The following is a 26,556-nucleotide window of genomic DNA, read 5'->3' as shown; positions in this document are numbered from 1 at the left end:
ATCGAAATGCCCGGCTTCGTGCCGGGCATTATCGTTTCGTGACCTATTTCGCCATGTAATCGAACGCGACGCTGCCGAGCCCCAGCGTCAAATCCGCCTTGAAATGCAGCGCCGAGACCACCTCGCGCACCGGCAGACGGGCGACGTCGCAGAGCGCGTGAGGAAACAGCCCGAGTGCGGCCGGACCGGTCCAGGCTTCCTTCAGCGTAATGTCCTCGAGATGGAAGCGCACCAGCTCGCAGATCCGCGGGCTGCCGTCGACATGGGGAATGAGCTTCAGGATGAAGTTCGGCGCCTTCATCGACTTCAGCACGACGTCATGGTCGACCTTGCGGTGCTTGTAGCCCATCGTCGCGGAGGCGCAGAGCACCGAGCCGTAATGCAGCGAGCCGACCAGCACGTCGCTTTCGACCTCGATCTTCGGCCGCGCCAGCTTCTTCGGAAAGCCCCACAATTCGCGACCGCCGGCGATCGGTCCCTCGTCGTCCAGATACATCGCGTGGGTGTAGGCCCCCTCCTCGCCCTTGAGGCGGACCGGGATCACCTGCCCGGTTTCGGTGTAGTCGCCGAATCCGGTCGAGTCGGGCATGCGGATGAACTCGTATTTCACCACCGGCTCCGCCACCTCAAGCGGCTCGGGCACGATGGCGGCGAGGGCTTCGGGATCGGTCCTGTAGGTGATGACGAAATATTCGCGGTCGAAGAAGCGATATGGCCCCGGCGGGAATGACGGGTTGGTGAGCGGCATCGAATAAGCGGTGCGGCGGACGTCTTCGATCTTCATGGGAGGCCCCATCTGTCGTTGGCGCGACAGATTATGGAACGGGCCGGCTGCCGAGGCGAGATCAAATGCGCGTCACAATACGCCGCCGCCGGGCTACTTCTCCTTGATCGGCGGCGCGATCTTCTCCGCGGGCGCCGCCGGCAGTGCCGGCTTGGTCGCCGCACCCTGCGTCTGCGGATCGGGGCGCGCGGGCTCGGGAGCCGGCGTGGTCGGACGGTCGCCACCGGGCTTGGCTTCCGCGGGCGTCTTGTCCTGATCGTTGGACGGCGTGCCCTGGAGCGGTTGCGTCGCCTGCGCCGTCTGCATCCGGCTCTCGGCGCGGATCTGCGCCAGCGATAGACCTGACACCACGACACCTGCCGCGAACAGCGAGCAGGCGATCATCAGGTCGCGTTTCAGTCTGCGCTTGTCATTTGGGCCGGGCATGTCGATCACCGCCTTTATCCGCGGGATCAACGAACTTGCCCGACTGCGGTTCCGTGCCGGACGAGGCGGGAACCGTGCCTTCGCGCGCCAAAACGCCGCGCTCAGTCCGAGGTGCTGACTTCCCAGGTGGCATGGCGCACACCCGGCAGGTGCTGGAGATCGGTGGCCACCGCGTTCAGCTCGTTCGGATCGACTGCGGTCGCAACCAGCTTTGCGACGACCTCGAGAATGTCATCCCCGATCTCAACCACGTCGACATCGGCCACCGGATATTTCGCGACCTCCAGCTTGTCGACGAGCCGGTCGCGCATGTCGGGCAGGGCGTCGGCCGCGACGGCGAGCTTGAAATAGTAGGTCGCCTCCGAGGTCTTCTCGTTCAGCGGAATGCGGTTGATGGCGTTGACCAGCGGGCGCAGCATGGTGTTGCCGGCGATGACGAACACGGTCAGCGCGGCCGCCTGCGCGACCATGTCGGCTCCGGCACAGGAGCCGACGGCGGCCGAGGCCCACAGCGTCGCCGCGGTGTTGAGCCCGCGGACGTCCATGCCCTGCTTCATGATGACGCCGGCGCCGAGGAAGCCGATGCCCGAGACGACATAGGAGATCACGCGGACCGCGCCGTCGGCGCCGGTCAGATGCATCGCGAGATCGACGAAGGCGGCGGCACCGACCGCGACCAGCACGTTGGTGCGCAGGCCCGCGGTGCGCTGGCGGTACTGCCGCTCGGCGCCGATCAGCGTGCCCAGCACGAAGGCCGTGAACAGGCTGACCAGCGTGTCCGCGAAGTCAGCAATCTGGAAGGTCGTCAGAAACCGCATGGCCCCCTATACGGTCAGAACGATGACAGATTAAAGCTCCAGCAATCCGCCGTCGCCGTTCTCGTCGGCGAAGGCCAGCAGCGTGCCCTTGGCGTTCCAGGCGAGCGCCGCCACCGGCGGCGTGCCATTGCGGCGAACGAGGATCTCGGCGCCGTCCTCGAGCCGCACCATCAGCACGGTGCCGTCGCTGTAACCGGCGGCGAGGATGTCGTTCTTGGGATGACACGCGACCACCGACACGCGCGCCTGCAGCGGCGCGAGCATCGCGGGCTCCTTGCCCATCGGGCCGTCCTTGCTGCCGAACGGCCAGATGATGACTGTGTCGGCACCCGAAGTCGCCAAACCTTTGCCACCCGCACTCCAGGACATCGAGCGGACGCGGCCGGGATAGCCGGTCATGCGCATGTGCCTGTTGTCGGCGAGCCGCCAGCCGTGCAGCGCCGCCTCGTGCATCGTGGTGACCAAGAACTTGTTGTCGGGGCTGAAGGTGACGCCGAGATGCGAGCCGGCCCAGGGCAGGAATTCGGCCGAGCCTTCCATGTTCGGAAACCACAGCGTGGCGCCGTTGTAATGGGCGATCGCGAGCCGCAGGCCCTTCGGCGCGAAGGCGAGACCGCCGACGGTCGAGGGCACCTCGAGCGACTTCTCCTCGGCCTTGCCGCTCTTGACGGTGGCCGTCTTGCCGGCCGACCAGGCGAAGGCGCCGTCCGGATGCAGCGCCACCGCGTCGATCCAGCGCCGCTTCGGATCGGTGGCGAGCAGCGTCGCCTCACCCTTGGCATCGAGCGAAACGACCTTGCCGTCGTCGCCGCCCATGACGAGGCGCTTGCCGTCGGAGGCGGTGGAGAGAATGCCACCGCTATGCACGGCGACCGTCGCGATCTCACCCTTGGCGTCGACGAGCGCGACGTTCTCCTCGCCGCCGACGAAGGCAGCGCGGGGCCCAAGGAAATGCACCGAGGTCACGCTCATGCCGAACGCAACAGGCTTGACGCGATCGGTGACGGAGACGATCGAGGCGGAATCGGGGGCCGGCGTAAACTCTTTCATCACGAGACGATGCAGCTCTCAAAACCCTCGCGAATGGCCTTTTCCGGCAATTCGCGACCGATGAAGACGAGGCGGCTCTCACGCGGCTCGCCGTCCTTCCACTTCCGCTGGTGGTTGCCCTCCAGCATCATGTGGACGCCCTGGAAAACATAGCGGTCATCATCGTCGTGGAAGGCGAGGATGCCCTTGGAGCGCAGGATCTTGCCGCCCTCGACCTGCACCAGGTTCTGGAGCCAGGGCATGAACACGTTCGGATCGAGCGGCTTGTCGGTCTTGAGCGACAGCGATTGCATGTCCTCGTCGTGATAGTGCTTCAAGCCGTGGCCGTGATCATGGTGGTGATGGTCATGGCCATGATGGTGATGATCATGGTCGTGGTCATGATCATCGGCCTCCAGGAAATCCGGCTCGATGTCGAGGATGCGGTCGAGGTCGAAGGCGCCGCGGTCGAGCACGTCCGCCAGGGCCACCGAGCAGCGCTCGGTGCGATGCAGCTTGGCATAGGGGTTGATGGCGCGGATGCGGGCCTCGACCTCGGCGAGCTCCGGCTTGGTGACGAGATCGGTCTTGTTCAGCACGATGACGTCGGCGAACGCGATCTGGTTCTTGGCCTCAGGCGCGTCCTTGAGCCGGTCCGACAGCCATTTGGCGTCGGCAACCGTGACGACGGCGTCGAGCCGCGCGTTCTTCTGCACGTCCTCGTCGACGAAGAAGGTCTGGGCAACGGGCGCGGGATCGGCAAGGCCGGTAGTCTCGACGATGATGGCGTCGAACTTGCCCTTGCGCTTCATCAGGCCGTCCATGATGCGCACGAGGTCGCCGCGCACGGTGCAGCAGATGCAGCCGTTGTTCATCTCGAACACTTCCTCATCGGCGCCGATGATGAGGTCATTGTCGATGCCGATCTCGCCGAATTCGTTGACGATGACGGCGTATTTCTTGCCGTGGTTTTCCGACAGGATGCGGTTCAACAGTGTGGTCTTGCCGGCGCCGAGATAGCCGGTCAGCACGGTCACGGGAATTTTTTGGGACGCTTCAGACATTGCAACTCCGGGTCGGGCTTTTCCGCGCGACGCACGGCGGGGTGGCCCCCTGCCCTAGTGGTCAAGCGCGCTGGTCAGGGCCTTTATATTGTGCCTGACCATATCAATGTAAGTGGGTGCAAGCCCCTTTTCGCCGGTCAAACCGTCCGAAATCAGGGTCCCGCCGACCCTGGCCCCGGTCTCAGCCGCGATCCGCCGGATCAGGCGGTCATCACTGATGTTTTCCAGGAACACGGCCGGGATCTTTTGGGTCTTGATCTGGCCGATGATGGCGGCGATGTCCCGCGCGCTGGGCTCGGTCTCCGTGGAGACCCCCAAGGGGGCCACGAACTGGACACCATATTCGGCGGCGAAATAGCCGAAGGCGTCGTGGGTGGAGATCACCTTGCGCCGCTCCGGCGGAATTTTCGCCACGGCCTCCCGCACCTCGCGGTCGAGCGCTTCGAGCGTGTCCAGATAGGCCTTTGCCCGGGCGCGGAAGAACTCTGCGTCGTCAGGGTCGGCCGCGGCCAGCGCATTGGCGATGTCGCCCACGTAGATCTTGGCGTTGGGGACGGACTGCCAGGCATGCGGATCCGCGGCCGAGCCGAGCTTCAGCGGCGCGATGCCGGCACTCACGGTGACCACCTGCGCCTTGCTTCCTGCGGACTGCACCAGACGCGGCAGCCAGCCTTCGAGGCCGAGCCCGTTGACGATGACGAGCTTTGCATCCGCAATCCGCTTCGCATCGCTTGGCGCGGGCGTGTAGACGTGGACGTCGCTGTCGGGGCCGACCAGCGTCGTGACGTCGACCCGATCGCCGCCAACGTTCCGGACGAAATCGCCGAGGATCGAGAAGCTCGCGACGACGTTGAGCCGTTCGGCTGCATGCAGCGGCGAGGCGATCAGCAGGAGCACACAAAGCAGGAGACGCCGCATCGTCACGCTTCCAGATGCCGGCCGGGAAACATCTGCCGGACAATACCGCCGACGCGGCCGAACAGCACCGAGACGATGTAAAGCACTGTCGCCACCAGAATGATCGCAGGGCCCGACGGCACGCGGGTCTGGAACGACAATACGAGGCCCGCATAGCCCGAGACGGCGGCAGCGACGACGGCGATGCAGATCATGGCGGTGAGATCGCGCGACCAGAACCGGGCAATGCCCGCCGGCAGGATCATCAGGCCCACCGCGAGCAGCGTGCCGAGCGCCTGAAAGCCGTTGACGAGGTTGATCACGACGAGCGCGAGGAAGGCGAGATGCGCGGGACCGCCGGCACGGCTGACGGTGCGCAGGAACAGGGGATCGACACTCTCGATCACCAGCGGGCGATAGATCACCGCGAGCACCAGCAGCGTCACCGTGGCGTTGAAGGCGACCACCAGCAGCGTCTGGTCGTCCATCGCGAGAATGTTGCCGAACAGCACGTGCAGGAGGTCGATATTGGTGCCCTTGATCGAGACGATGGTGACGCCCAGCGCCAGCGAGGCCAGATAGAAGGTCGCAAGCGAGGCGTCCTCCTTCAGCCCGGTCGAACGCGCGACCACGCCAGCGAGGATCGCAACCGCAAAGCCCGCAACCAGGCCGCCGGCCGTCATCGCGAACAGATTGAGGCCGGAGAGCAGGAAGCCGACGGCCGCGCCGGGCAGGATCGCATGCGCCATGGCGTCGCCGACGAGGCTCATGCGCCGCAGCATCAGGAACACGCCGATCGGCGCCCCCGCCAGCGACAGCGCGATCACGGCGGCGAACGCGCGCCGCATGAACTCGAATTCGGTGAACGGGCCGATCAGCGCGTCATAGATCATCTGCGATCACGCCGCCCGCGAGCGTCCGTCCTCGGCGCAAGCCGTGGCACTATCGTCAAAAGCCTCGCACATCCGCATCGCGACCAGCAGGTTTTCCGGCGTCAGCACCTCCGCCGTCGGTCCCCAGGCCACGGGGCCGCGCGCCAGCACCAGCGTTTCGGTGAAATGGTTGCGCACCATTTCCATGTCGTGCAATGCGGCGAGCACGGTGCGGCCTTCGCCGTGCCAGTGCTTCACCAGCGCGAGCAGATCGGCCGTGGTCTTGCTGTCGATTGCGTTGAAGGGCTCGTCGAGCACGATCAGGCGCGCGTCCTGGAGCAGCACGCGCGCGAACAGGATGCGCTGCATCTGCCCGCCCGAGAGCGTGCCGATGGGGCGGTTCTCGAAGCCGTTGAGGCCGACGGAGGCGATCGCGCGCAGGATCTTCTCCCGCGCCGCCTTGCCGATGCCGCCGAACAGGCCCGCATCGCGCCACAGCCCGGTGCCGACGAAGTCGAACACCGAGATCGGGAAGCTGCGGTCGATCTCCGCGCTCTGCGGCAGATAGGCGATATCGCGGCTGTCGAGCCCGCCGAGATGGATGCTGCCGTCGAGCGGCCTGAGGATGCCGACGATGCCGCGCAACAGCGTCGACTTGCCGGCGCCGTTCGGGCCGATCACGGCGACCAGCGCGCCTCGCGCGACCTCGCCGTTGAGATGATGCACAGCCGGGTGGCGGTCATAGCCGAGCGTGACATTGTGAAAGTGCAGTGCCGCCGCCATGGTCACCTCATCGCCAGGAAGACCACGCCCCAGAGCAGGGCACAGACGGCAAGCGCGGCCGCGAGCCGGCCGGCCAAGGTCATGCGCAGGATCGACCAGGGCGCGTCCTGGGCCGGATGGGGCGAGGCCGCATCATGGACATGGGCGTGGGTATGGTCGTGCCCATGCGAATGGGCGTGGCCATGAGAATGGTCATGAACGTGGTCGTGGTGATGGGCGCGGGACGCGGCGGGAGCCATGCCAGCGACGTTATATTATAACATTACCCCTGTCCACGGCCGGCTCAGGGCTTGCCGATCAACATCGCGATGGCAGCGGCGACGAAGGGGAACGGCACCGACACCGCACAGCGGAACCAGACGAACCGAGCCGGCATGAACGGGATTTCCCACAAAATCACCCGCTGGAAGGCGAACAGCGCCCAGGCCACGACATAGGCAACCACCTGCGGCACCCCACCGCCAGACTTCAGCGCCACCGTGCCGATGGAGAAACCGATCACGGGCCCGCCAGGGGTGGCGGCGCCGGCGACCACGGCGGTCGCAACCCCGAGCCAGCCGCTGTCCGGCCCGAGCCAGCCGGTGATCACCTCCTGCGGGATGATGGCGGCGATGTAGCCGGAGCCGATCACCCCGAGCGCGATGCGCGGCACGATGTTGATGAAGTCCATGGAGCCTTCGCGGAGCGAGGCCTTGAACACCGGAGGGCCACGGCGGAAGGCGATCAGGCCGACGCCGAACACCGAGCCCCACAACAGGATGTCGATCAGAAGCGCCGCGCTCAATTCTCGTCGTCCTTCGCGGCCGGCTGCGGATAGATCCGGACATAGACGAAGCGGCCGAGCGCGCCGGCGAGCACCGGCAGCGGCAACGAGATCAGGATCCGCCACAGCGTGAAGTCGGTGCCCATGATCGGGATTTCCCAGGCCACCGCGCGGCCGTAGCCGATCAGGGTCCAGCTCACGACCATGGCGATGGTGGCGCCGAAATCGGCGCCCACGGCGAGCAGCGCGCTCGCCACGGGATAGGCGGTGAAGGGTCCGCCCGGCAGGATCGCGCCGAAGGCGGTGCCGATCAGAAGGCCCATCAGGCCGGATTTCGGCCCGAGCGAGCGCGAGACTTTTTCGTGCGGCAGGATTTCGGAGATGAAGGCCCCGAGCAGGCAGCCCGCCAGCACCCGCGGCAGGATGCCGCCGAACAGCGAGAGGTCGTGCGTGAGAATCTCCAGGACACCGTCTGTGCCATCACGCCGCCAGACCAGGCCCGCGCTCACCGCCACCAGCACCGCGATGATGATGGTCGACCAACCGATCGGCTTGCGCACACGCCCCGGCCGCGGCTCGAACTCCGCGTCCTCGGCAGGCGCAGGATTGTTCGGGGAAGGTTCTGACAACGGCTCGGTCGGATCGAGGGTGATGCCCATTCTGCTTAAGGGCGCCGCCCATGCGATGCAAACAGTACGATCACAGGCCGATGCGCGCACTGCGCAGGACTAGTTCGGCGAATTCCGCACAGCAAAAAGGCGGCCGCACATGCGACCGCCTTTTTGTCATTCCGGGGCGCGCGGAGCGCGAGCCCGGAATCTATTTGTCCACGTGGACTGACGCCCGATGGATTCCGGGTTCGGCGCTGACGCGCCGCCCCGGAATGACCAAGAAGCCTTACGCCTTGTCGAACAGGGACTCGACGTATTCCCAGTTCACGAGATTCTCGACGAACGCCTTGAGATAGTCCGGACGGCGGTTGCGATAGTCGATGTAGTAGGAGTGCTCCCACACGTCGCAGCCGAGGATCGGGGTGGCGCCGTGTACCAGCGGATTCTCGCCGTTCGGGGTCTTGGAGATCTCGAGCTTGCCGTTCTTGACCTGGAGCCAGCACCAGCCGGAGCCGAACTGACCGACGCCGGCCGCCTGGAAGTCCGTCTTGAACTTCTCGAAGCCGCCGAGGTCCTCGTTGATCTTCTTCTCGAGCTTGCCCGGCAGCTTGGTGCCGCCGCCATTGGGCTTCATCCAGCTCCAGAAGTGGATGTGGTTGTAGTGCTGGCCGGCATTGTTGAACACGGCCGGGTTCTTGCCGAACGAGCCCTTGACGATCTCCTCAAGGGACTTGCCTTCCCATTCGGTGCCCTTAAGCGCGTTGTTGCCGTTGGTGACGTAGGCCTGATGATGCTTGTCGTGGTGGAATTCCAGCGTCTCCTTCGACATGAACTGGCCGAGGGCGTCATAGGCGTAAGGGAGTGGGGGCAGCGTAAAGGTCATGGGTTGTTGTCCGCGACTGATGGGGAATTGGCTTAACGGGGACTCTTATAGAAGGTTCCACCGTCGTAAAATACCGCCAATTTGCGAAAATGCGTGATGCGGTCGCTTGGCCGGATTGCATAAAATCGACGCGGGCAAGCGAATGTTCTCCAGGTGCGAGCGTTGGTCCGCAAAATATCATTGCCTTTGAAGCGCTTATGACAGAACGAATGCTCCACGGAACGGAGCTGCGAAAGACAGAACGATGAGCATCGAGATCGACATTTTGAATGGCGACGCCTCGTGGCCGATCGCACAGCCCCTGCTCAGCGCGGTCTGGGGACGTGACGCTGCCGAGAAACCGTCCTGGGCCCATGTCAAATGGGCCAATGCCGACCTTCGCGTGCTGATCGAGACGCCCGAGGACGGCCTCGTCTGCCATGTCGGCATCTATTTCCGCACCGTCACCTGGAACGGGCAGAAGGTCCATGTCGGCGGCATCGGCGGGGTCTGCACGCGCGAGGACCGGCGCGGTCGCGGCTACGCGACCATGGCGATCGACGCAGCCATCCACACCATGCGCGCCAACGAGGCGGTCCGTTTCGGGCTGCTGTTCTCCGAACCGGACAATTTTGCGTTCTACCAAGCCCGCAGCTGGCTACCCTTCAAGGGCGAGGTCTATTGCGAGCAGCCGGAGGGTCGGATCCGCTTTGACTACATGGCGCCCTACGTCTTCAACATCGTCCGCGCGCCGACGCTGGGCACCATCGACCTATGCGGCCTCCCCTGGTGAGCCCTGCGTGAGGGGAGGACTGGCGCGAAGATGCTGCGCCCTATAAGATGTCGATCATCATCCAATATTCCGCCCGGTGAACATGACGATCGACGCCTCCGCAGACGCCGCGCCGCCACGTGCACCGGTCGCTTCCCCCATTGCGAGCCTGCTGACGGCGCCGATCCTGCCGACACTGCTGCGGCTCGCGATCCCCAACATGATCGCCATGGTCGGCAGCACGCTGGTTGCGATTGCCGAGACCTCCTATATCGGCCGGCTCGGTACCATTCCGCTGGCGGCGATCGCGCTGGTATTTCCGTTCGCGATGCTGACGCAAATGATGAGCGCGGGCGCGATGGGCGGCGGCGTTTCGTCCGCGATCAGCCGCGCGCTCGGCGCAGGCGATCGTGACCGCGCCGCGACGCTGGCGCTGCACGCCGCCATCATCGGCCTCTGCGGCGGACTGTTCTTCACGGTGATGATGCTCGCCTTCGGCCGCAGCTTCTTCACGCTGCTCGGCGGACGCGAGCGCGTGCTCGAGGAAGCCAGCGGCTATTCGCAAATGCTGTTCTCCGGCGCGGTCGCGATCTGGCTCGTCAACACGCTGGCCTCGGTGATCCGCGGCACCGGCGACATGCGCCTGCCTTCGATGATTCTGATCGGGGCGAGCGCGCTCCAGATCGTGCTCGGCGGCACGCTGGGGCTCGGCCTGTTCGGCGTGAAGCAATTCGGCATGCCCGGTGTCGCCGCCGGCCAGCTCATCGCCTTCACTTGCGCGGCGATCTTCTTCGTCTGGTATCTCCTGTCCGGCCGCGGCCGGCTGCCGCTGAAGATCCGCGCCTTCCATTTCGAACGCGCGATGTTCCTGGACATCCTCAAGGTCGGCGCGGTCGCCTGCCTGTCGCCGCTCCAGACCGTGCTCACGATTCTGATCTTCACAAAAATCCTCGCGACCTTCGGCACCGAGATGCTGGCCGGCTACGGCATCGGCTCGCGGCTGGAATTCCTGCTGATCCCGATCACCTTCGCCTTCGGTATCGCCTCGGTGCCGATGGTCGGCATGGCGATGGGCGCCGGGCATTTGAAACGCGCCCGACGTGTCGCCTGGACCGCGGCCACGGCCTCGGGATTGACCGTCGGCCTGATCGGCCTCGTCATCGCGCTTGATCCGGCGTTGTGGGTATCGCTCTTCACCAGGGATCCCGGCGTCACCGCGGCGGCGCACAGCTATTTCCACTGGGCCGGTCCGGCCTTCGTGTTCTTCGGCATGGGCGTGTCGCTGTACTTCTCCTCGCAAGGCGCGGCGCGCGTCGGCGGTCCGGTGCTGGCATCCACGGCGCGGCTTCTGATCGTCGCGATCGGTGGCGTCGGTCTCATGATGGCGCAGGCGCCGGCCTGGACCTTGTTCGCACTGGTCGGCGGCGCCATGGTGGTGTTCGGGCTGTCGACCGCGGCCTCGGTCGCCTTCGCCCGCTGGGGCAAATGAGCGCACGCAAATGAACGTGAGCGGATAAACGCAGGAATGTGATTCCATCCAGCGTTGCACTATCCTGCCGGACTGCTATGGAGGCGCCTCCATTTTCGGGGGCTCTCTATGTTCGGCAGATTCGCCATCGTTTCCGTCATCCTGACCGCACTGTTCGGTGCGACCGCCGCCCACGCGCAGAGCGCCGATGGGACCTGGCTGACGCAGGCCGGCGATGCGCGCGTCAAGATCAGCAAATGCGGCGGCGGCATCTGCGGTCATATCGTCTGGTTGCGCGAGCCCTATGACACCGCGACCGGCCAGCCTGCGACTGACAGCAAGAATCCCAATCCCGCGCTCGCCAAACGCGCGATGATCGGCCTGCCGCTGTTCAGCGGCATGGAGCCCTCAGGGCCGAACAAATGGTCGGGCCAGATCTACAATGCCGATGACGGCAGCACCTATGCGAGCAACGTCTCCGTGACTGGTGCGGATTCGCTGCGGGTCGAAGGCTGCGTCGGCGCGCTCTGCGGCGGCGAGACCTGGACGCGCGCGGGACGGTAATCCTCTCTCGTGTCTCGGACGCGATGCGGCGCCAAGAGTGCGTTTATGCGCGTCTTCGACGCGCCATTGCGCTGCTTCGCAGAGCCGGGACCCACACTTCCCTGGGCCCCGGCTCTGCAGCGCATCACACCGGACGATGCTTCGCATCGCCGGGAGTGCTGCGCTGCGTCCGGAGCACGAGAGCGGCGTCAGGCCATCATCGCCTTCAACGCCGTTGCCGCCGAGGCGTAACCGCCGCGCGCGCCGTCGATGAAATGGACGTGGTCGCTGCGCAGGGCCGACGGCGTGAAACAGGTCATCATCGCGGCGTCCTGCTGGTAGAGGCCGTAGCGCACGACGCCGTCGCGCGCCGCGGCCGCGAGACGGTCGCTCAACGCGCGCGCGAGCTGCGGGGTGCAGTCGAGGATCATGCGCAGGCCGTCGTCGTATTTGCGGAAGTCTGAATTCTCGACCACCTGACGCTTGTAGACGTTTGGCACGAAGCCGCCGACGTTGAGGTCGAAGCGCATGATCAGGTAGACGAACAGCGTGTAGGCCAGGACGCTGGCGCGACGCGCAATGAGCGGGCCGCCGCGCCTGGTGCGGGCTTCGAATTCCAGCCCCTGCGGCGGCCATTTCAGCAGCGGCCCCTGCGGCGGCACCGGACGGCCGCCATCAGGGCTGCGCTCGACGAGATGGATGATGTCCTCGATCACCTTGCGGAAGGCTTGCGGATCGCCACCGCGGGCCGGCATCACCAGCACCGACAGGATCAGGCCGCGCGCGGCCGGCATCACCTCGAAGCGGCAGGACAGGCCGGAAAGATCGGGCTGCGTGCCGGCGGGCGCCTCGGCGACCGCGAACTCGCCGCGCTTCATGGCGGCGTCGGCCCAGGCGAGCCCGCCGCCGGAAAACATCGCATAGGACAAATTGGCCGACGGACCGAAGCGCGCGACGCGCACGTCCAGGCCCTGTGCGCGGATGGCGCTCACCGGCACCAGCGCCACGCGCATTGTCAGATCGAGATCTTCCCGCACCCAGGTCGCGGTCGCAGCCAGCGCCTCGCGGGCGGCCTCCAGATCGGACGGCGCGACCGCAAAACTCGCGCCGTCGCCGCCGAACACGAAGGGGAATTCGCGCCCCTCCAATGCGTTCGTCACCGCCGCGATCACGGCGGCACCGGCCATGTTGACCGCCTTGTAGCGCTGCGCCGCAATCGCCTTGGTGGAATCGACGATGTCGGCAACGCCGATGCTCCAGTCGTCAGGCAATGGCGAATAGAGCGCGGGATCCATCAGACTGGTGAAGCCGCGGAAGACGGGAATGCCGCCGTAGAAGGATTCGCCTGATGTCATCGGGTGTTGCCGGATGGTTGGGAAGCGCGTCCGAGGAAGATACGAGGCAGGATCGATCCGGGTTCGCCGACCGGCGTCCCCTCTTTCGATTCCCGATCATTGGCCGAAATGCACCCGGACAACAAGATCGCGCCGCCGCGAATGCCGCGGCCCGTCATTGATCCGCGTCAAACAGCCGGCCGGAAGAGCGGCTATGGTAGGGGCAGCTCCAGAGATGAGGGGATGATCGAGGTGCCCGACTTCGGCAACAAGGACTCGACCGCTCCGATGCACCGGCGCACAGGGCCCGATCCGGTTAGCGCAGTGAAGATGCCGGAAGGACTGACCGCGGCCGTCGACGCCTGGGCTGAAGCTCATCACCTGTCGCGTTCGACTGCGATCTGCAGGCTGGTCGAACTGGGCCTGAAGATCGCGCCCCCGGCACTCACGTCGGCCCAGCCGGTCGCATCCGACGCCACCAGGATCGAGGCGCTGGCCGTGCACGAGATCGAGCTGCTGCTCGACCCCGCATTGCCCACGGACGAACGCGAACGCCGCATCCGCCGCCTGACCGAAGGACCGCCGGAATTTTCACACGACCGGATTGATCTGCCGAAGCAAGCGACGTGAACGCCTAGTGCAGCTTTTCGTCCTCGCGCTTGCGCAAGGCCTCGAGCGAGGCGTCGTGGCAGCCGACGAGGCGCACGAATTGCTGCGGATACATCTCATAGCCGTGACTGCCCGAATTCTGATTTGTCATCGGCGTGCAATGGGTGTCGTCCGGCTTCGCAAGAGGCTGCTCGGTCCGACTCTGATTTGAAGCGGTCATGCTCTGCGCGGCCATCGACTGCTCCCCTTCGATTAGGGCAGATCGATTGACGTAACCCAATCGATTGCGGGGCATCTTACGACCAAATCCGGCTTGATGTCATTGCGCCGGATCAACTCAATTGTGGCGGCGGAGTTCCGCTTACGCCGTATTCCCCGCGTCGATCGTGAACACGGTACCGGTAACGTTGCGGCCGCCCTCGCCGAGCAGGTATTCCACCATGCGCGCGACATCGTCGGTCTCGGGCAGGCGGCGCAGTGCGCTACGGCCGGCGATGCGCTTGCGTCCTTCGTCGGAGAGATTGTGGGTCAGCTCGGTGTCGATGAAACCAGGCGCGATCGCGTTCACGGTGATGCCGAGCTTGCCGACCTCGCGCGCGAGCGAGCGGGTGAAGCCGGTGGCGGCGGCCTTGGTCGCGCCGTAGACGGAGAGGCCGTTGTAGCCCGTGGTCGCGATGATCGAGGAAATGTTGATGATGCGCCCGGCACCATCGGCCATCATCTGGCGCGCGACATATTTGGTGAGAATGATCGGCGACAGTACGTTGAGCTGAACCAGCGCCTCGATCTCGGAATTGTGCATGGTGGCAAGCAGGCCTTCGGTGCCGAGGCCGGCATTGTTGACGAGGCCGTAGATCGGGCCGAACTCGTCGCGGATAAGCTTCGCGAACGCCGGGATCGCGTCGATCACGGCGAGGTCGCAGGCGCGGAAATGCAGGCGCCCTTCGGAGAGGCCGATCGCCGCCCTGAGCTCGTCGCTCTCGCGCCGTGCCGCCGCAATCACGTTATAGCCGGCATCAGCCAGCCGCCTGCCGATGGCAAGGCCGATGCCGCGGCTGCCGCCGGTGACGAGGACGTTATGCATCGGTGCGCGCCAGTTTTCCGGCCGGGGTGACGTCGAGCGCCTCGACGAAACGGATCACCGCCGGCACCTTGTGGGAGGCAAGCTGCGCGCGGCACTGATCCAGGATCTGGTCGCGGATCTCCTTCGCCCGCGCCTGATCGGTGCCGTCGGCAAGGATCACGTCGGCGACGACGATGCCGCCGGTGATCGGGCTGCGGCGCGATTTCGCCCGCGACATCCGCACATCGGCATGGCGATTGATGACCGCCTCGATCTCCTCGGGGTGAACCTTCAGCCCCCCGATGTTGATGATGCCGCCGCGGCGCCCGACGAAATAATAGCGGTCGCCGCGCAACTCGACGATGTCGCCGCTGTCGACGAACCCGTCGTCATCGGTCAGCGCGGCCGCATTGCGGCCGATGTAAGCATGCGCCGTGCGCGTCGAGCGGATGCGCAGCGAGCCATCCACGACCTTCATCTCGACGCCGTTGCGGTTGCCGAGATAATCGGCCGGAAAACCCTCCAGCCCGTCATTGACGGCAAAGCCGACACCTGCCTCGGTCGAGGCATAGGCATGACCGACGGAGGAATTGGGGAACGCGGCCTTCAGGCCGTCGAGCACCGCCTGGTCGGCGATCTCGCCGGACAGACGGACATATCCCGGCGCGAACTGCGCAGCCGAGCCGCTCATCAAGAGCTTGCGCCAGTGCGATGGCGTGCCGGAGATATGAGAGACGCGGCCCGCGTTCAGGCGCGCGACGTGGTCGCCGAGCGCTTCATGCGGATCGGACAGCACCATCGAGCCGCCGGAGAGAACCGCACGCAGGAAGATTTGCAGGCCGCCATAGCGGCGAATGTCGTAGAATGTCGCCCAGACCGGCGCGGGTCCGCGCGCAGGGCCTTCGGCGACGATGGCGCCCGTCAATGCTTCCAGCGTATGGCCGGCGATTTTCGGCACGCCCGATGTGCCGGACGTCAGCATCAGCCATTCCGTGGCGCGTTCGGTCTTGGCCTGCGCGGCGGCCTGAAGCGGCAATTGCGCGGTGACGACGAGCGCGACCGCCTTTGCGGCCCATTGCGCGGGCTGGTCGGTGACGACGGCATCGATCTCGGCGTCCGCGATCAGCGCATCGAGATGCGCCGGATTGAGATCGGGCGGGCACAGCAGCATGCGCCGCGCGACACCGTCGAGCTCGATCATGGCGAGGCCGGATTTGAGCTGGTCCGACAGCTTGAGCAGGACAGAGCGGCCCGCCAACTCACGCAAGCCGCCGCCCAGAACCGTATGCCCGAGGACGTCCGTCAGCGACACCACATGATGGGCGTCGGAGATCGTGCGGCCCTTGAGCTCCGGGCTTAGATAGTCGCGAAGCGCGAAGATCTCACGCGGGGACATTTTCGTAGGCCCGCACGAAATCGCCCACGGTGGCGGGGAACGCTACGTCCTCGGAAATGGTGAAGGGATCGACGCCGGTCTCGTCCTCGAGGCGCGCCACCAGAATTGCGAAGGCGAGGGAATCGAAACCCGTCTCGTGCAGGGACAGATCGTCCGAGAGTGCGGGAAGCGTGACGTGCTGCTCCTTGGCGATCTGCTGGATCGCTTCGATGACCTTTGACCTTACCGACATGGCTGGCTCACTCTTGTTATTGATGATTCGTGTTGCAGCGGCTCTTGATGACCGCCTCCCCAAGGCCCGTGTTGTTTACCCGACAGAAGTAAATGGCTTCTTGGACAATTCAGATAAAATTGGACCTATCTGGCGGATTTTCGTGCGGCTAGAGCCTGATCGCGCCATTGATGATCCCTGCGTACACGTCCGCGTCCAAGGCGACGTAGGCGCCCGATTTCGGGTCGAGCATGAACAGCGGATCGCTTATCAACCTCGGATCAAAGCCATCGCGAGACAGTTCGCCCTTCTTCTGCTTGAACGTCTCGGTCGCATCGAGCTCACCGGAGATGCGAATGAAGACGGGGCGGGCATAAGCCGGCAAGCGCCGCGCGAGATGGGCGGGCAGCCCCTCGATGTCAAAGCCCTCGTTCACGACGATGGCGCTCATGCCGGCGCGGCCGTCGGTGCCGGGGATGCTGACGCCATAGGTGGTGGCATCGATCACGCCGGTGAAATCGCGCACGGCGTCGTTGACCTCCGATGTCGCGACGTTCTCACCCTTCCAACGAAACGTGTCGCCGATGCGGTCGACGAAATGGAAGAAGCCCTTGTCGTCGAGGCGCATCAGATCGCCGGTGCGGAACCAGGCATCGCCCTTGGCGAAGACGTCGCGCAAAATCTTCTTTTCGGTCTCGGCGGCGTCGGTATAGCCCTCGAAGCGGCCGCCGCCTTCGTCCGCGGTGCCAATGCGGCCGATGGCTTCGCCGGCCTCGCCCCTGGCGCTGGCAATGCAAAAGCCCTCTTCGTTGCGCAGCGGTGCACCGCTGTCAGGATCGAGCTTGACGAGACCCGCCGGAAAGCGATGCGCGAGCAGCGGCGGAACGCGGCCGATCGCGCCCGGCTGCCCCTCGACGTTGAATAGCGAGAAATTGCCTTCCGTCGCCGCGTAGAATTCGAGGATGCGCGGAATGGCGAAGCGGCTCTGGAAATCCTCCCAGATGTCGCCGCGCAGGCCGTTGCCGCAGACGAGCCGCAGGCGGTGACGGTTCTCGTATTCCGACGGCGCCGCCTTCAGAAGATAGCGGCAGAGCTCGCCGATGTACTGGAACAGCGTGCAATCGTGGCGCACGATGTCTGACCAGAAGTTCGAGGCCGAAAATTTTTCCGCGATCACCACCGAGCCGCCGGCGGCGAGCATGCTGCACGGGGCAACAATGCCGCCGACCGAGTGGAACAGCGGCAGGCAATCATAGAGCCGGTCCTGCGGGGTGGCGCCGGTGAGGCCGGCGAACCAGAAGCCCCAGTTGAGGATGCGGCGGTGGCTGATGCTCGCCGCCTTCGGCAGGCCGGTGGTCCCGGAGGTGTAGATCAGCAGGGCCCGGTCGTTGATCGTCACGTCGCCATGCTCGTCCGGCGAGAGCGGCCCGTCCTCGAGCGCGGCAAGTGCGACGTCGATCGCGCGCTCGCTGCGGACATCGCCATGGGTCCAGACTTTTGCTTCTGTCTTCAGGTGCGGCGACGCGCCGTCCAAGGCTTCCATGAGCTCGTGCGCGACGATGACGTGCGACGGCCTGGCGACATCGACGCAATGCGCCAGCGACTGGCCGACGAGCCTGGTGTTGATCAGCGCGACCACGCCGCCGACCCGGCTGATGCCGAGCCACGCGGCAACATAGTCGATGCCGTTCGGCATGATCAGGGCAACGGTATCCCCCTTGGCCACGCCGACCGAGCGCGCCCAGCGCGCATAGCGGTTGATGCGCTTCGAGAGGCCTGCGTAGTCGATCGTTGTCTCACCTGCGACCAACGCGGCGCGAGCGGGCTGACGCCGCGCCCAATCGTCGACGACGTCGGCGAACAGCCGGCCCGGCAGCGTTTCGATGCGCGCGGTGAGCTCGATCGCCTTCAGCCAGATCTTTGAAGCCGAAGGTGCGCGCGCGACTTTCGGTTGCTCGATGACGCCGGTGGTCATGCCGTCCATTCTTTCGGAACGTGTCTGCGGTTTCCCGAAGCTTAGCTCGCACGCCCTGCCCAGGTGTTAAGAGACAAGGTAAAGCCAGGTTAGTACGTGATTAACTCTGGCCATCCAACGCGGGCGAGTTTGGCGGCATGCAGACGGTGGAGACCTAGCGCTGGCGCAAGGTGGTCGAGTTTGTCGGAGATCAGGACGGAATAGCGATCCGGCCCCGCCGAGGCTAGGCGCTCCCTGGTAAACGGGTTATGCTTTTCTACCCTGCGTTGTCAGGCTACGAAAGGGAGGCGTCCCGTGGCTCTCGATCCGTCAGAGTTTCCGGTCCAGGCCAAGCCGTTCGAGCAGCGCCTGACGAATTTCGCCAGCCGCGTGATGGGTGGACAGGCCAGGGTGGTTGCGATCGGCTCGTCGACCACGGCGGGCGAAGGCGGCATCGCGCCCTATCCGCAGCGACTGCTGGCGGATCTTCGGATCAAATTTCCAAATGTCGGAATCGAGGTGATCAACCGCGGCGTCGGCGGCGAAGACGCTCCTTTGGAGCTGAAGCGGTTCGAGCACGACGTCTTCGATCTCAACCCCGATCTCGTCATCTGGCAGGTCGGCACCAATTCGGTGTGGCAGGCCGACGGTCCCTCGTTTGCGGAGACCACGAAGGCCATCCGGGAGGGTGTCGACCAGCTGCTCGGCGCGAAGCGGATCGACGTGATCCTGATGGACCTTCAATATGTGCCTGCGGTGCTGACACCGGCCAAGCGCAACAAGGCGGACGCCATGGTCGGGGCGATCAGCCAGATCGCGTACGAGAAACAGGTCAACGTCTTCCGCCGTTTCGCGCTGATGCAGGGCTGGCACGAGGTCGCAAGGATCTCGTTCGACCGTTTGGTCGACCCGGGCGATGACACCAGGCTGCACGCCAGCGACTGGACCACGGACAAGATGACCTGGCAATTGACCGACGCGATCTTCGCGGCGACGCCTTACGACACCTAGTTCAGCATGCTCCGTCGGATCGGGCGCCGAACGAGCGATAGGCGCTAGCCGCCTCGCCTGTAACGTGGGCGTGGCGGCGCAGCGTTGACCGGATAATACGGATTGACGTCACAGCTCGCCGAGCGGCCTGACGCCGTGGCGCGGCACTGCGGCAGCGACGTGAAGGAGCAATCGTACCACTCCCCGCCGCCACCGTTCGCGCCTGAGTAGACGTGCATGCAGACGGGAAAGCTGGGATCGAAGGTCTGCGCATGCGACGGCGCGGCCATGAGCAATGCACCGACGAACGCGATCAGGCCGAATGAGCGAAGCATGAAAAATGTCCCCGATATCGCAATCGCTAGTTCGACTTCTTTTGACGCCGGCGCGGCGGCGGCGGCGGTTCGTCGAAAGCATAGTAGGGATTGACGTCGCAGCTCGCCGCGCGGCCCGACGCCGTGGCCCGGCACTGCGGGATCGAGGTGAACGAGCAGTCGTAATAGTCGCCGCCACCGCCCCGGCCGCCCGAAGTATAGACGTGCATGCACACCGGATAGCGCGGATCATAGGTCTGGGCGTCGGCATCTGCCGACGCGAACAGCGCGGCAATCGCGGTGAGGGTCAGGATAGGCAGGCGCATGGAGACATCCTCGAATCGATGGCGGCGTCGAATCTCGTGCCGACGTCCTCCTATGGCATAACACCACGCCGGAGGCGACTGTTCCTCCGGCGGATGACGGCAAGGTGAGCGGGGTGCGCTGCGCGCGCTACCCGCCCAGCCCCTGCAGGACCAGCCGGTTCAACCTTGCCGCAAACGCGGCAGGGTCTTCGGGCAATTCGCCGTCCAGGATCTGCGCCTGTTCGAGCAGGAGCAGGCTGAGATCATCGACCGCCCTGGAGCCGGCTTGCGCCCTGGTGATCGCCGTCACCAGCGGATGGCGCAGATTGATCTCGAGGATCGGCTTGGTGCGCATGCCGCGGTTCTGCTGCGACAGGATACGCTCGAGCTCGCGGCTCGGGCCCTGGCTGTCGGCGACGAGGCAGGAGGCGGAGCTGGTGAGGCGCGTCGAGACCTTGACGTCGCTGACGCGCTCGCCGAGCGCGGCCTTGATCATCGCGATGGTGGCGGCCTCGTCGGCGGCCGGCTCGTCCTGCTTCGCCTCGTCGGGCTCGTCGGTGCGCGGGATCAGGTCGAGATTGAGATCGCCCTGGCTCAGCGATTTCAGCGGCTTGCCGTCGAACTCCGATGGCATCGAGGTCCAGAAGGCGTCGACCGGATCCGACAGCAGCAGCACCTCGATGCCACGGGCGGTCGCGGCTTCCAGCCGCGGATTGGACTTCAGCCGCTCGATGCTGTCGCCGACGAGATAATAGATCTCGGTCTGGTTCGGCTTGAAACCGGCGATGACGTCCTTCAACGAACGCTTCTCGCCCGAGGTGGTGGTGAAGCGCGACAAGGACAGCAGCTTTTCGCGCCGCTCGAAATCCTCGTAGATGCCTTCTTTCAGCACTGCGCCGAAGGCGTCCCAGATCCTGGCAAAATTCTCCGGGTCCTTGTCGGCGAGGCTTTCGAGCTCGGATACGACCCGGGTCGCCACGGCTTTCCGGATCTGGGCGAGCTGCGGATTGTTCTGGAGCATCTCGCGCGAGATGTTGAGCGGGAGATCTTCGCTGTCGACCACGCCGCGGATGAAGCGGAGATAGCCCGGCAGCAGATCGGCATCGTCGGTGATGAAGACGCGGCGGACGTAAAGCTTCACCCGGCCCTTGCGGTTCGGCTCGAACAGGTCGAACGGCTTCGTCGACGGCGCGAACAGCAGCACGGCGTAGGAATAGCGGCCTTCCGCGCGGTAGTGCAGCGTCATCGCGGGATCGTCGAAGGCCGATGCGATCTGCTGATAGGCCTTCTTGTAGTCCTCGGCCGTCAGCTCGGACTTGGAACGCTGCCACAGCGCGCTCGCCGAGTTGATCTGGCGCGGCTCGCCCTCTTCCGGCACCAGCTCGATGGGGAACAGGATGTTGTCGGAATAGGCACTGACGATGCGCTCGATCTCGTAGGTCTCGAGATACTTCTTCGCGTCGTCCTTCAGGTGCAGGACGATCTCGGTGCCGCGTGCCACGCGCGCCGCTTCCTCATCGCTTGCGCGCGCGATCTCGAAGCCGGAGCCGCCGGAGGACGTCCAGCTCCACACGTCGCTCTCGCCGGCACGGCGGCTGACCACGACGATCTTCTCGGCGACCATGAAGGCGGAATAGAAGCCGACGCCGAACTGGCCGATCAGGCCGAGGCCGTCCTTGGCCTCCTTCAGCTTCGAGACGAACGCCTTGGTGCCGGAACGGGCAATGGTGCCGAGATGGTCGATCAGCTCCTGGCGCTCCATGCCGATGCCGTTATCGGCGATCGTGAGCGTTCCGGCCGTCTTGTTGGGAATGATCCGGATCTTGAGCGCGTCGCCCTCGCCCAGCAGCTCCGGGCTGGCGATGGCTTCATAGCGCAGTTTGTCGCAGGCGTCGGACGCGTTGGAGACGAGCTCGCGGAGGAAGATATCGGTCTCGGAATAGACGGAGTGCACCATGAGGTGCAGAAGCTCGGAAACCTCGGCCTGGAAAGGCTGCGTATGCGCGGCCGTATCTGACGTCGTCATGCGTTTATCCGGTCAATCAAGGGGGAAAGAAACCCGGGATATAACGCGAGGGGATAGGGGATCAAGTGGACGTGAAAGATCGCCCTCCCGGCGGGAGGGCGATTTGTCCATGGCGGCCGGGGACGGCGAAGAAGGATCAGGTCACACAGCGGCCGGGCTGAAGCAGTTTTGCGACCTCGGTCAGGGAGCTGACCATCGGCTCGCAAGCAATCGTCGGCCTCTTGGGGCCCTGCTTCCGGTTCTCGAGCAGCACGGGCTTGGCGTTGCCAGTCTCGATGACCGCGGGGACCCGCAGCAGCACCGACGTCTCCGCCAGATCGTTCAGCCGTATCGACACGGTACGGGTGGGAACCCGGGCCTGCTTCAGGTCGGCGAACCGGTCGGCCTTGCCGGAACGGTTGACGTTGTGAACCGCATCTTGCGTGGACCTGTCGGCGACCGCCTGCCAGCGGTCGGCCAGATCGTGGCCGGAGGTCAGCTGCACGGCACCGACCTGGACGGCACCAAGGGTCGCGGCAATCGCAACAGCACCCAAAAATACCTTTTGAATCTGTAACATGACTGACAATCCCTCGCCCCATCGGCGATCCCGGGAACAACGCGATGGGAGGACCGGCAGTTCTCAGCCGTTCAGATCACTTAACCGTGTGCGAAATTCACGGCAGGCCGCATAAAAACGCCGCACAAAAAAATTTTCAGCCGCCTGGAACGACTCCCGGGCCCGAGAGTCGTTTCAACAGCCGGCTATTCCCCCCTGCCCCATAAGCCGGCGACGTAGGGCGCGACTGTGGTGATGCCAGTCGCGCCTTACTTTTGTCCGGCGGTCTTCTTGATCTTTTATCGTTCCGCCCCACCATCCGCCCTACCTTTCCCCTGGGCTCGTCAATTGACGAAAAGCCGCGCCGATTCACTGGGCTGGGCGGCGGCGAAGAAATAGGTCGATCTTTTCAAGCTGAGAGCATCGACCGGAATGGCCGCGGTTGGGCACGGCGGTGGGGTGAACAATTGCGGCGGTAGCTCAGCGTTCGATGCCGCACCGCGGAATTCATCCGTTTACGCGGCTCAGAGGCTGGAATGGCTCACGAGAAGGCAGCGCCTAGTCACGCCGAAATAGTTGCGTCCAGAAGTGCGAGCAGTGATCGCACTATCACCAAGCGGCGGCGTCCGACTGTTGCCGTGATAAGTTGGCCAGATCCTATCAACTCTTAAAGCTTTGCGCACCCCAAGCCGGTTACCATACAAGCTTCGTCTATCGTGCAACTGAGCCGCTCGCGAAATGGGACTGCTTTCGCATCGCCACCATTCGTAGACGACAACGCACTTCCGGGCTGTCTCCGTCCATCGTTGTCCAATGTGTCGCTCGTCATGGTACCTCCGGTCTAAAAGGCAGTCGCTTGATTCCAAGCGTGCTGGAGACAGACCGGAAGGTCAACGATCAAGGTGGTCCTCACGGATCGAGTGAGTAGCTCACGTCACATTTCCTTACCTGTATCGTGACACTCGCCGCTCTAGTTGGTGCGCAGCAAGCATTTTCCCTTCAGGCGGACGGCGGACAACCTCCACGAACAGGTGTCCTCGCTGAAAGCCGCGTTATCTGCGAATATCTCAATGACCTCGCAGACGGAAAACTGTTTCCGAAGTTGCAGGCGCAACATTGGCGAGCGCTGGGCGATCAGGGCACTGCCGACGGCATTCTGGCCGCCACGCCGCTCTCGCGCTACGAGCTTGCGGTCCGTCCGCCCGAGAAGCTCTGGCTGCCCGGCTCGATGGCCAGTTGGACAAGGTCGAAACCTTGCTTCCGCGATATAGAAGGCTGCCCCATGCTCGGCGAGCGCGTCGACATCGGCACGATCATCTTCGCCTGCGCCTTCGGCTATCTTGATCTGCGCTTCCCCGACTTCGACTGGCGCTCGCGCCATCCGAAATGCGCCGCATGGTTCACCAGCTTCGAGGCGCGGACGTCGATGCAGGCGAAGCGGCACTCGGTTGCTTGAGCTTCCGCGGAGATCAAAGCTCGCAGTTCGGTTGCAGATTGAGCTTTCGAAGCAAAGGGCTGAGCCCGTCCTGGCTGCAGCTCTGTTTTGGCCTCTCGATCGCTCTGGATTGAGCGTCTTTTGACTGGGCAGCGCTGCGCTTGCGGATTTGGTAGCCGGAAGCGGCGTTATCGTGCCAATGACGCGGGATGAAGGCTGGCTCTTTCGGCTTGGCCTTCGCTTGAGGAGCCGGCGTCGATACGACGACCTCGGGTGTCGGATTCGGATCTATCGTGGCGGCGGAAACGGCAAGCGCCACATCTTCCTTTTGGGCCGCGAGCAGTCGGTCACCCTTGGTACCGGATACAACCGGGTAGCTCACAATCTCGGGCGCGACTGTAGCGGAGGCGACCGGAGCAGCGCTTCGACCAAGCGCCGCAACAGCACCCAGCGCCGCCAGGCCAGCCACTCCCAAGGCAAACAATCTGATCACTTTCGACGGGTCCCCACCCTTCAGCCCTGGCAGGGTCGGGCCGGAATCAGCCGAGATTATGGCTCAGGGACTGGGCCGGTGAAGAAGTCCGCTGGTCGCCGTCGCCGCCGACCGATTTTCCTCGGAGCAGTTGCGCGTGTGCGGATCAGCTAGGATGCTACCGCTCTCACGCGCACGTAGGAGCCAGGAGCGTCCTCGATGACCGGCAAGTTGCCGCCGCCCGGTTCGCGCGCGGGAACGCGCTGATGATCCAGGCGGCTCACCCACTCGTCCCAAACGGGCCACCAGGAGTCCCGATGACTGGTTGCATCTGCGAACCACTGGTCGGGGGTAGGCGGCAAGTTATCGTTCGTCCAATGGCCGTACTTGCTGCCCGGTGCGCTGATGACTCCCGCCATGTGTCCTGAGGCGGACAGAACGAATTTGACGGGACCGGAATATAGACGCGTCGCCGCATAGGTCGACGTCCATGGGGCGATATGGTCCTCGCGCGTGGACAGGATGAACGACGGGATCTTGATCCGCGACAGGTCGATCGGGGTGCCAGCGAGCGTGATGCCGCCGGGCTTGGATAGACGATTTTCCAGATACATCTCTCGGAGGTAGAATGAATGCATGGCAGCGGGCATCCGTGTGGAGTCCGAGTTCCAAAACAGTAGGTCGAACGGGAGCTGCTCCTTGCCGAGCAAGTAGTTGTTCACGACGAAGGACCAGATTAGGTCGTTGGCCCGCAACATATTGAATGATGTCGCCATATCCTGAGCGTCGAGATATCCGCGCTCGCGCATGCGCCTTTCGAGCGTTGCGAGCTGCTCCTGATCTATGAAGACGGCCAGATCACCGACTTCCGCGAAATCCACCAGCGTCACGAAGTAGGTTGCGCTTGCGATCCTGTCGTCTTCGTTCGCGGCCAGGTAGGCGGCCGTTGAGGCGAGCAGAGTGCCTCCAAGACAGTATCCGATGGCATTGACCTGCTCTTCGCCGGTCGCCCTTTTGATTGCATCCAGGGCCGCGACCGGACCCTCGAGCATGTAGTCTTCGAAGCCCTTCTCAGCGAGCTTCTCGTCCGGATTGACCCAGGAGATGACGAAGACGGTATGGCCTTGGTCGACCGCCCACTTGATAAGCGAATTCTTCGGCTGAAGATCGAGGACGTAGAACTTGTTGATCCACGGCGGGATAATGAGGAGAGGCCGCTTGCGTACGTCGCTTGTCGAAGGAGCGTACTGGATAAGCTGCATCAGGTTGTTCTGGAAGACGATCTTCCCGGGAGTCGTCGCGATATTCTCGCCGAGCCGGAATGCCTTCATGTCGGTCATCGTGATGGAGAGGCGACCCTCGCCACGACCGAGATCGGAAAGCAGGTTGTCCAGCCCGCGGAGCAGGTTTTGTCCTCCGGTCTCCAGCGTGGCTTTGAGCACCTCCGGATTGGTGGCGACGAAGTTCGAAGGAGAAATGGCGTCGACGAACTGACGCGTGTAGAACTCGACCTTTCGAGCAGTGGCGTCGTCCATGCCCTTGACGTCTCGGACGGTCGAAAGGATTGCCTTTGCGGCGACCAGGTAGCTTTCCTTCACGTAGTTAAAGACCGCATTCTCGGTCCAGTCGGGATGCTTGAAACGCTTGTCCTTGGGTTTGTCGGACTCGCAAGGCCGCGTCAGCCACATGCTTTCTGCCGCCGACTTCCAAACCGCCATGCTGTCGTTGAAGAGGTCGATCTGGGCCTTCGCCACCGGCGTCGGGTCCGACATCATTCTTGTCATGAGATCGACGAAATCAAACCCGAGCGTCGAGGTGTCTCCCATGCCGACCTTCGTGGCGTCGGCCTGGGATGTGGCGAACCGCTGCATCAACAACTGGCTCTGCTTCGCGACCGAGTGCAGTTGGCCGGCGAGAACAAGAGGATCCCACGTAGGTTGCGTCGATCGATCTCTCATGTCTTCCTCCCTCCGTTTTTCGAAAGAGTAGCACCGCTGGGATCGAAGGCCAGCGAAGAGGCGGTCGATCCCGCGGGTGGCTGGATTAACGTGAGGTCGTAGTTTCCTTGTGCTGCGATCAACGTTGAGCATCACATGTAGATACCCGGACTCGTCCGGCGATCCGCACAAATTCGGGTATATTGTGCTCTGCAAAGGGCACCCGGGCCTCTAGGTGCGAGGGCCGCAAAAATATCCGATCGCCGCTGGCGGCGGTTGT

At 64.3% G+C, this 26,556-nt stretch carries 30 protein-coding genes; 6 read left to right on the top strand and 24 right to left on the bottom strand.

Annotated features, from left to right (window positions below; translation table 11 throughout):
• Window positions 1-43: 43 nt before the first annotated feature.
• From BJ6T_RS07865 to BJ6T_RS07810, 12 genes are all read right to left on the bottom strand, one after another.
• The gene (locus BJ6T_RS07865) at window positions 44-784 is read right to left on the bottom strand and encodes an acetoacetate decarboxylase (RefSeq protein WP_014491775.1); all 741 of its coding nucleotides are present in this window, start codon (window positions 782-784) and stop codon (window positions 44-46) included.
• A gap of 93 nt (window positions 785-877) precedes the next feature.
• Window positions 878-1,210: a hypothetical protein gene (locus tag BJ6T_RS46995; RefSeq protein ID WP_014491774.1), complete on the bottom strand. Its 333-nt coding sequence runs from the start codon at window positions 1,208-1,210 to the stop codon at window positions 878-880.
• A 101-nt stretch (window positions 1,211-1,311) separates the two neighbouring features.
• Window positions 1,312-2,028 carry an MgtC/SapB family protein gene (locus BJ6T_RS07855; RefSeq protein WP_014491773.1) on the bottom strand — a complete coding sequence of 239 codons (717 nt, stop codon included), beginning with the start codon at window positions 2,026-2,028 and terminating at the stop codon, window positions 1,312-1,314.
• 30 nt (window positions 2,029-2,058) lie between these two features.
• Entirely contained in the window at window positions 2,059-3,078 is a 1,020-nt protein-coding gene (locus tag BJ6T_RS07850; protein WP_028169939.1) for a WD40 repeat domain-containing protein, read from the bottom strand.
• Window positions 3,078-4,121, bottom strand: a complete 1,044-nt coding sequence (locus BJ6T_RS07845) for a CobW family GTP-binding protein (protein ID WP_014491771.1) — start codon at window positions 4,119-4,121, stop codon at window positions 3,078-3,080. The genes BJ6T_RS07850 and BJ6T_RS07845 overlap by 1 nt, the downstream gene beginning before the upstream one ends.
• Window positions 4,122-4,175: 54 nt before the next feature.
• Complete coding sequence (locus BJ6T_RS07840; RefSeq protein WP_014491770.1) at window positions 4,176-5,039, bottom strand: metal ABC transporter solute-binding protein, Zn/Mn family; 864 nt, start codon at window positions 5,037-5,039, stop codon at window positions 4,176-4,178.
• Between the two features lie 2 nt (window positions 5,040-5,041).
• Window positions 5,042-5,911: a metal ABC transporter permease gene (locus BJ6T_RS07835; protein ID WP_014491769.1), complete on the bottom strand. Its 870-nt coding sequence runs from the start codon at window positions 5,909-5,911 to the stop codon at window positions 5,042-5,044.
• Window positions 5,912-5,917: 6 nt separating this feature from the next.
• Window positions 5,918-6,673 carry a metal ABC transporter ATP-binding protein gene (locus BJ6T_RS07830; protein ID WP_014491768.1) on the bottom strand — a complete coding sequence of 252 codons (756 nt, stop codon included), beginning with the start codon at window positions 6,671-6,673 and terminating at the stop codon, window positions 5,918-5,920.
• Between the two features lie 2 nt (window positions 6,674-6,675).
• The gene (locus tag BJ6T_RS07825) at window positions 6,676-6,912 is read right to left on the bottom strand and encodes a hypothetical protein (RefSeq protein ID WP_014491767.1); all 237 of its coding nucleotides are present in this window, start codon (window positions 6,910-6,912) and stop codon (window positions 6,676-6,678) included.
• 44 nt (window positions 6,913-6,956) lie between these two features.
• On the bottom strand, window positions 6,957-7,457 hold the full coding sequence (locus BJ6T_RS07820) for a hypothetical protein (RefSeq protein WP_014491766.1): 501 nt from the start codon (window positions 7,455-7,457) through the stop codon (window positions 6,957-6,959).
• Window positions 7,454-8,065 (bottom strand): permease, encoded by a 612-nt coding sequence (locus BJ6T_RS07815; RefSeq protein WP_028169940.1) that lies wholly within the window; start codon window positions 8,063-8,065, stop codon window positions 7,454-7,456. The genes BJ6T_RS07820 and BJ6T_RS07815 overlap by 4 nt, the downstream gene beginning before the upstream one ends.
• Before the next feature lie 268 nt (window positions 8,066-8,333).
• Window positions 8,334-8,930 carry a superoxide dismutase gene (locus BJ6T_RS07810; protein WP_014491764.1) on the bottom strand — a complete coding sequence of 199 codons (597 nt, stop codon included), beginning with the start codon at window positions 8,928-8,930 and terminating at the stop codon, window positions 8,334-8,336.
• Window positions 8,931-9,174: 244 nt separating this feature from the next.
• Here BJ6T_RS07810 and BJ6T_RS07805 point away from each other — a divergent pair, with 244 nt between their 5' ends.
• The 3 genes from BJ6T_RS07805 to BJ6T_RS07795 all read left to right on the top strand — a co-directional run bounded on the left by BJ6T_RS07805 (window position 9,175) and on the right by BJ6T_RS07795 (window position 11,713).
• The gene (locus BJ6T_RS07805) at window positions 9,175-9,702 is read left to right on the top strand and encodes a GNAT family N-acetyltransferase (protein WP_014491763.1); all 528 of its coding nucleotides are present in this window, start codon (window positions 9,175-9,177) and stop codon (window positions 9,700-9,702) included.
• 82 nt (window positions 9,703-9,784) lie between these two features.
• The gene (locus tag BJ6T_RS07800) at window positions 9,785-11,170 is read left to right on the top strand and encodes an MATE family efflux transporter (RefSeq protein ID WP_014491762.1); all 1,386 of its coding nucleotides are present in this window, start codon (window positions 9,785-9,787) and stop codon (window positions 11,168-11,170) included.
• Window positions 11,171-11,278: 108 nt separating this feature from the next.
• Entirely contained in the window at window positions 11,279-11,713 is a 435-nt protein-coding gene (locus BJ6T_RS07795; RefSeq protein WP_014491761.1) for a DUF2147 domain-containing protein, read from the top strand.
• Window positions 11,714-11,901: 188 nt separating this feature from the next.
• Here BJ6T_RS07795 and BJ6T_RS07790 read toward each other — a convergent pair whose 3' ends face one another.
• Window positions 11,902-13,047, bottom strand: coding sequence for a DUF3095 domain-containing protein (locus BJ6T_RS07790; RefSeq protein WP_014491759.1), 1,146 nt, complete (start codon window positions 13,045-13,047; stop codon window positions 11,902-11,904).
• 222 nt (window positions 13,048-13,269) lie between these two features.
• Here BJ6T_RS07790 and BJ6T_RS07785 point away from each other — a divergent pair, with 222 nt between their 5' ends.
• On the top strand, window positions 13,270-13,656 hold the full coding sequence (locus BJ6T_RS07785; RefSeq protein ID WP_014491758.1) for a hypothetical protein: 387 nt from the start codon (window positions 13,270-13,272) through the stop codon (window positions 13,654-13,656).
• Between the two features lie 4 nt (window positions 13,657-13,660).
• On the opposite strand, the gene BJ6T_RS07780 is transcribed toward BJ6T_RS07785, so the two are convergent.
• The 5 genes from BJ6T_RS07780 to BJ6T_RS07760 form a co-directional block, all read right to left on the bottom strand.
• Window positions 13,661-13,870, bottom strand: coding sequence for a hypothetical protein (locus BJ6T_RS07780; protein WP_014491757.1), 210 nt, complete (start codon window positions 13,868-13,870; stop codon window positions 13,661-13,663).
• A gap of 126 nt (window positions 13,871-13,996) precedes the next feature.
• Window positions 13,997-14,719: an SDR family NAD(P)-dependent oxidoreductase gene (locus tag BJ6T_RS07775; protein ID WP_014491756.1), complete on the bottom strand. Its 723-nt coding sequence runs from the start codon at window positions 14,717-14,719 to the stop codon at window positions 13,997-13,999.
• A complete protein-coding gene (locus BJ6T_RS07770) occupies window positions 14,712-16,094 on the bottom strand; it encodes a class I adenylate-forming enzyme family protein (RefSeq protein ID WP_014491755.1) in 1,383 nt (460 codons plus the stop codon). The genes BJ6T_RS07775 and BJ6T_RS07770 overlap by 8 nt, the downstream gene beginning before the upstream one ends.
• Window positions 16,081-16,326 carry an acyl carrier protein gene (locus BJ6T_RS07765; RefSeq protein WP_014491754.1) on the bottom strand — a complete coding sequence of 82 codons (246 nt, stop codon included), beginning with the start codon at window positions 16,324-16,326 and terminating at the stop codon, window positions 16,081-16,083. Before BJ6T_RS07765 ends, BJ6T_RS07770 begins: the two co-directional genes overlap by 14 nt.
• Before the next feature lie 148 nt (window positions 16,327-16,474).
• Window positions 16,475-18,289, bottom strand: coding sequence for a long-chain-acyl-CoA synthetase (locus tag BJ6T_RS07760; protein WP_014491753.1), 1,815 nt, complete (start codon window positions 18,287-18,289; stop codon window positions 16,475-16,477).
• A gap of 285 nt (window positions 18,290-18,574) precedes the next feature.
• On the opposite strand from BJ6T_RS07760, the gene BJ6T_RS07755 reads away from it, so the two are divergent.
• Entirely contained in the window at window positions 18,575-19,270 is a 696-nt protein-coding gene (locus tag BJ6T_RS07755) for an SGNH/GDSL hydrolase family protein (RefSeq protein ID WP_014491752.1), read from the top strand.
• Between the two features lie 44 nt (window positions 19,271-19,314).
• Here BJ6T_RS07755 and BJ6T_RS07750 read toward each other — a convergent pair whose 3' ends face one another.
• The 4 genes from BJ6T_RS07750 to BJ6T_RS07735 form a co-directional block, all read right to left on the bottom strand.
• Window positions 19,315-19,584 carry a DUF3551 domain-containing protein gene (locus BJ6T_RS07750; protein ID WP_014491751.1) on the bottom strand — a complete coding sequence of 90 codons (270 nt, stop codon included), beginning with the start codon at window positions 19,582-19,584 and terminating at the stop codon, window positions 19,315-19,317.
• Window positions 19,585-19,610: 26 nt separating this feature from the next.
• A complete protein-coding gene (locus BJ6T_RS07745; protein WP_014491750.1) occupies window positions 19,611-19,889 on the bottom strand; it encodes a DUF3551 domain-containing protein in 279 nt (92 codons plus the stop codon).
• Between the two features lie 127 nt (window positions 19,890-20,016).
• The gene (gene htpG / locus BJ6T_RS07740; RefSeq protein WP_014491749.1) at window positions 20,017-21,894 is read right to left on the bottom strand and encodes a molecular chaperone HtpG; all 1,878 of its coding nucleotides are present in this window, start codon (window positions 21,892-21,894) and stop codon (window positions 20,017-20,019) included.
• Between the two features lie 136 nt (window positions 21,895-22,030).
• Window positions 22,031-22,453, bottom strand: a complete 423-nt coding sequence (locus tag BJ6T_RS07735; RefSeq protein WP_028169942.1) for a hypothetical protein — start codon at window positions 22,451-22,453, stop codon at window positions 22,031-22,033.
• A gap of 934 nt (window positions 22,454-23,387) precedes the next feature.
• On the opposite strand from BJ6T_RS07735, the gene BJ6T_RS07730 reads away from it, so the two are divergent.
• Complete coding sequence (locus tag BJ6T_RS07730; protein WP_141379142.1) at window positions 23,388-23,888, top strand: glutathione S-transferase C-terminal domain-containing protein; 501 nt, start codon at window positions 23,388-23,390, stop codon at window positions 23,886-23,888.
• 13 nt (window positions 23,889-23,901) lie between these two features.
• Here BJ6T_RS07730 and BJ6T_RS07725 read toward each other — a convergent pair whose 3' ends face one another.
• Both BJ6T_RS07725 and BJ6T_RS07720 read right to left on the bottom strand, forming a co-directional pair.
• Complete coding sequence (locus BJ6T_RS07725) at window positions 23,902-24,360, bottom strand: hypothetical protein (protein ID WP_141379144.1); 459 nt, start codon at window positions 24,358-24,360, stop codon at window positions 23,902-23,904.
• 149 nt (window positions 24,361-24,509) lie between these two features.
• A complete protein-coding gene (locus BJ6T_RS07720; RefSeq protein ID WP_028169943.1) occupies window positions 24,510-26,297 on the bottom strand; it encodes a PHA/PHB synthase family protein in 1,788 nt (595 codons plus the stop codon).
• Window positions 26,298-26,556 lie beyond the last annotated feature (259 nt).

It is taken from the genome of Bradyrhizobium japonicum USDA 6 (assembly GCF_000284375.1).
Classification (GTDB): Bacteria; Pseudomonadota; Alphaproteobacteria; order Rhizobiales; family Xanthobacteraceae; genus Bradyrhizobium; species Bradyrhizobium japonicum.
Note: the sequence above shows the minus strand (reverse complement) of the source record. Positions and strands in the feature narration are given on the sequence as shown.